Raw genomic sequence first — 4,338 nt, 5'->3', positions numbered from 1 at the left:
GTCGGGGCGCGGACGGGGGTGGTGGTGATGGATTCGGTATCGGTCACGTGGAACAGGTTCGTGGGTGGCTGAGCCTGGTACCAGAGTCTCCTTATCCTGGTACAAGGAGTACCTGGCAACAGGTTCCGCACAGCTGCACGCTGGAGGCATGACGACCATGGCGGTACGGGCGACCGAGGCACAACCCCGACCGGCGGAGCCGTCGGTGACGGCACAACCCCGACCGGCGGAGGGGCCGGTGACGGTGGGGCCCCGACCGACGCAGGAGCCGGTGGCCGTGCGGCCCCGGGCGGCGCAGGAGTCGGTGGTGCGTCGGCACGAGCTCGCCGCGTTCCTGCGCCACCGCCGCGAGCACATCACACCCGAACAGGTCGGCCTGCCCCGCGGCCGGCGGCGGCGCACGCCCGGACTGCGCCGTGAGGAGGTCGCGCAGCTCTCCGCGGTCGGCGTCACCTGGTACACCTGGCTCGAACAGGCCCGGGACATCCAGGTCTCCGTGCAGGTCCTCGACGCCCTCGCCCGCACCCTGCTCCTCGACTTCAGCGAGCGCGAGCACCTGTTCAACCTGGCCGGAGCCGTCGACCCGTCGCCGGGCAAGAACTGCCCGTCGGTCACCGCCGCCCAGCGGGCCGTCCTCGAACAGCTGGAGCCGTTCCCTGCCTGCCTGCAGAACAGCCGGTACGACATCCTCGCGTACAACCGCACGTACGGCCTGCTGCTCTGCGACCTCGCCACAGTGCCGCCCGAGGACCTGAACTGCATGATCCTCGCCTACACCCACGAGGAGTGGCGCTCGTCGATCGTGCACCTGGAGGAGACCACCCGGCTCATGGCAGCCAAGCTGCGCGCCGCGATGGCCGGTCATCTCGCCGACCCCGCCTGGAAGACGCTCCTGAAGCGGCTGCGCACGGAGTCCGCGGAGTTCCGCGAGGCGTGGGACCGCCACGAGGTCGTCGGTGTCCGCAGCAAGCGCAAGCAGTTCGTCAACGCCCATGTCGGGCCGCTCACCCTCGACCACACCGACCTCTGGCTCAGCCCCAACAGCGGGCCGCGGATGGTGACGTACGCCCCGGCCGACGAGGCGTCACGCGAGCGGCTGGAGAAGCTGCACGCGATCGCCTGCCGGGAGGCGCGCGGCACCTGAGGAGTAGGGAAAACCCCCACACGGGACGATCTTGGTTGATATACGCTTCGCCTGACTTGTTCGAACAGTTCAGCGAATCCGTGCTTCCGGATACGCATGCCCGGGGGGGCATTCCCATGACTTCGCAGTCCCGCGCGGTGCTCGGCATCGCGCTCACTCCCGTACTCGCCCTGGCGGCCGTGACCCCGGCCGCCGCCCACACCACGGCCACGGCGGCCGAGACCACCGCCACGGCCACCGACACCACCGCCACGGCCGCCGCCGCGACGCGTACGCCGGGCCCGTGGGGCACCAGCACCCTGCACGCCTCGAACCCCGACCCCGCCTCAGCCGGGAACGGGTTGACCGCTCTGGTGTCGGCGGGGAACGGCGCCGTCGTCTCCCTCACCGGCGACGGGCTCTCCCGTTCCACCCGGATCCGGCCCGCCGGCAGCACCAGCTGGCTCACCCCGCAGAACTGGCCGGACGCCGGCGGGTACAGCACCGAGCTGGTCTCGCTCGGGGACGGCTCGGTGCGCCTGGCCTGGCGGGCCAAGCGCGCCGACGACCACAACGACTACTGGCTGAAGGTGGCCACCCTCGCGCCCGGCGCGACCGCCTTCTCCGAGCCCGAGTACGTCGCCGCGGTCCCCGAGAAGGGCTACCACCACCTGGCGGCGGCCCCCGACGGCCGACTGGTCGCCGTATGGACGGTCAACGGCGTCGTGAAGGCCGTCGAGAAGACCGGGCCGCAGGCCGCGTGGACCGCTCCGGCCGACCTCAACGAACAGCCGCCGTCCGGCAGCCGGGACATCTCCCACATGGACTTCGCGGTCGCCAAGGACGGCACCGCCCTGCTGGTGTGGCAGTGGCAGAGAAGCAAGGCCGTCGTCGCCCTGGAGAAGGCCCCCGGCGCGACCGCCTGGACCGCGGTCCAGGACTTCCCGGTACCGGGGGTGGCCCTGGCGCGCCCGAAGGTGTTCGCCGATCCGCAGGGCGGCTTCGACGTGTTCTACGACGACACCGCGCACCTCATGCACACGCGCCGGCCCGCCGGCACCACGCAGTGGAGCACCCCGCGGTCCGCCGCCAACAACGGCAGCACGTACGGGATGACGGCGCCGGTCCACCTGCCGGGCGGGGACCTCTTCGTGGCCGGCGGGCCCGGTTACTCGACCGGCTCCTGGTACGCGGTGCGCTCCGCGGCGACCGGCGTCTGGCAGCCGTACACGCAGCCCTTCTCCACCCACAAGAAGGTGCGCGCGGTCGGCGCGGCCGCCACCTCGGGCGGGACGGTCACGGTGACGTGGCGGGAGGGCTACTCGGCCGAGGAGTACACGATGGCCGCCGTCTTCAAGGGCGGCACCTGGTCCGCACCGCGGCGGCTGAGCGCGACGAGTGCCCAGTTCACCGGGGCGCCCAAGGTGGCCGCCGACGCGCTCGGCCGGCCCGTCGTGCTGTGGGACGAGTACAAGTGGGGCGAGACGGGCGGCGCTGTCATGGTCGGTGTCTACCAGCGCACCACGACCAGCCGCGCGCTGCCCAAGTGGCGTGACCACACGGACGACGGCAAGGCCGACCTGTTCGGGCGGGGCAGCACGGGGCTGAAGGTGTACGCGGGCGACGCGACGAAGCTGTCCGCGGGGAAGCGCGCGAGCAGTTGGCCGACGGGCACGCTGGTGCTGCCGTTCGGCGACCTCGACGGCGACCGCTGCAACGACGTGTTCGTCCGCCTCCCGGAGGGCGAGGCCCGCGTCCACCCGACGATCTGCGGCGGGCTGCCCGAGCAGCAGTCGTTCCACGTCAAGGTCTCCTCGGACTGGAGCAAGTACGACGCGGTCGTCTCGTCCGGCGACGTGACGGGCGACGGCCGGGCCGACCTGCTGACCCGGTCCGCCTCGACCGGGAAGCTGTACGTGTACGCGAACAACGGCGCGGGCGGCTTCAAGGCCCGCGCGCTCGCCGGGTCCGGCTTCGGCGGCTACAAGAGGCTGATCGCCGCCGGGGACCTCGACGGCGACGGCAAGAACGACCTGCTGGCCGTCGACGCGTCGAACGAGCTGTGGCGGTTCAGGGGGACCGGCTCCGGCACCTTCAGGCCCCGGTCGCTGGTCTTCAAGGACTGGGGCACCTCCTACAAGGACGTGGTCGGCGGGCTCGACCTGTCCGGGGACGGCCGGGCCGACCTGATCTCGCTCGACAGGGACGGCCGCGCCTGGCTGAACCGGGGCAAGGGCCAGGGCGGCTTCAAGAACCGGTCGCAGGTCGGCGAGGCCACGAACTGGTCGGAGATCCGCATCTCCTGAGGGTGTGGGTCCGGGGGCCACTCGGGACCACCGTGCTCCCGAGTGGCCCCAGCTTTGCGGCGGGCCCAGGGCCCAGGGCCCAGGGCTCAGGCGAGCGCGACGCAGCCGATGCGGTTCCAGGCGCCGTAGTCGGCGTAGGCCGCGGCGAGCACGTAACCACTGGCCACATCACCCGCGCGCTGCCACTTGCAGGCGTCGTTCAGCTTGATCCGCTGTGAGTTGGAGCAGAACCAGCCGTCGACGTTGCGGCCGTCGTTGTACGCCGAGCCCCACCCCTTCGACGCGCAGTACCCGCTGAGGTCCATACCGCCGCGGGCCAGCCGCACGCTGATGTCCGCGTAGCAACTCCTCTTGAGGGGACCCGCGTTCACCTGGTCCTCGTACACGAGGTAGCCGCGGGAGACCAGCTCCGCGAACTGGTACCGGCAGGCGTCGGTGATCGACAGGGGGCGGTTCGCGCCGTTCACGGCGCAGGACCAGCCGGACGGGCTGCCGGAGTCCTGGACCGACGTACCCGCCGCGGTGTCTCGGCAGTAGGCGTTGAGGTTGACGGCGCTGAGGTAGGTGGAAGCGGCGGAAGCGTCGGCCCCCGCCGGGGTGACGGCCAGGCCGACGAGGGCGAACGCGCTCACCAGCAGGGCGGCCAGGCGGCCGCGCAGGGATCGGGACATGACCTGCTCCTCTCCTGCGCATCGTCATTCGGATGCGCGCGGCCACGCTCGCAACCCCTGCTGGACGGGGGTTGAACACGTACTGGACGTACTTCGCGTCATCGGCGCATCCGCGCCTTCCGTGCCATCCGTGCCTTCCGTGCCATCCGCGCCTTCCGTGCATCCGACGAAAAAAGTGTGGCATGGGCACATCCAGCACGGCCGCACGCGGCGAATGGGAGTGAGGTGGGGAGGAGGG

At 71.6% G+C, this 4,338-nt stretch carries 3 protein-coding genes; 2 read left to right on the top strand and 1 reads right to left on the bottom strand.

Annotated elements, in window-relative coordinates:
• The first annotated feature begins 148 nt into the window (after positions 1-148).
• Both FNH08_RS45630 and FNH08_RS45625 read left to right on the top strand, forming a co-directional pair.
• The gene (locus FNH08_RS45630; protein ID WP_194238848.1) at positions 149-1,144 is read left to right on the top strand and encodes a helix-turn-helix transcriptional regulator; all 996 of its coding nucleotides are present in this window, start codon (positions 149-151) and stop codon (positions 1,142-1,144) included.
• Positions 1,145-1,260: 116 nt separating this feature from the next.
• Positions 1,261-3,429 carry an FG-GAP repeat domain-containing protein gene (locus FNH08_RS45625; RefSeq protein ID WP_152777504.1) on the top strand — a complete coding sequence of 723 codons (2,169 nt, stop codon included), beginning with the start codon at positions 1,261-1,263 and terminating at the stop codon, positions 3,427-3,429.
• 86 nt (positions 3,430-3,515) lie between these two features.
• Here FNH08_RS45625 and FNH08_RS45620 read toward each other — a convergent pair whose 3' ends face one another.
• A complete protein-coding gene (locus tag FNH08_RS45620; RefSeq protein ID WP_152777502.1) occupies positions 3,516-4,100 on the bottom strand; it encodes a hypothetical protein in 585 nt (194 codons plus the stop codon).
• Positions 4,101-4,338 lie beyond the last annotated feature (238 nt).

Source organism: Streptomyces spongiae (assembly GCF_009377185.1).
In the GTDB taxonomy this organism is placed as follows: Bacteria; Actinomycetota; Actinomycetes; order Streptomycetales; family Streptomycetaceae; genus Streptomyces; species Streptomyces spongiae.
The sequence above is the reverse complement of the archived record's forward strand: the minus strand, read 5'-3'. Positions and strand labels throughout refer to the sequence as shown.

Excerpts from the sequence above, each read along its gene's own strand:
- FNH08_RS45630 (WP_194238848.1), top strand. The coding sequence starts at position 149 with ATGACGACCATGGCGGTACGGGCGACCGAGGCACAACCCCGACCGGCG.
- FNH08_RS45625 (WP_152777504.1), top strand. The coding sequence starts at position 1,261 with ATGACTTCGCAGTCCCGCGCGGTGCTCGGCATCGCGCTCACTCCCGTA.
- FNH08_RS45620 (WP_152777502.1), bottom strand. The coding sequence starts at position 4,100 with ATGTCCCGATCCCTGCGCGGCCGCCTGGCCGCCCTGCTGGTGAGCGCG.